This is a genomic window from Pseudomonas sp. PKS, assembly GCF_051913525.1.
In the GTDB taxonomy this organism is placed as follows: Bacteria; Pseudomonadota; Gammaproteobacteria; order Pseudomonadales; family Pseudomonadaceae; genus Aquipseudomonas; species Aquipseudomonas guariconensis_D.
In genome coordinates, this window is record NZ_JBEGDO010000088.1 from 1 (window position 1) to 207 (window position 207).

Sequence of the window (207 nt, forward strand, 5' to 3'; positions counted from 1 at the left end):
TTACAGATAAAGTAGGTTTACATGCAAGACCGGCTTCTGTGTTAGCAAAAGAAGCATCAAAATTCATCTCAAGTATAACAATTATTACTGGTGAAAAAAAAGGTAACTTAAAATCAATTATGAATANAATGGCTATGGCTATTAAAACTGGTACAGAAGTAACTATTGAAGCTGATGGATCTGATGCTGATGCTGCAATTGAAGCGG

Annotated in this window: 1 protein-coding gene; it reads left to right on the forward strand. The window is 34.0% G+C overall.

What is annotated here, in order from left to right:
- Positions 1-38: 38 nt before the first annotated feature.
- Positions 39-207 (forward strand): HPr family phosphocarrier protein (locus ABOA88_RS24195; protein ID WP_440128019.1); only part of this gene is annotated, 169 nt, incomplete at its 3' end.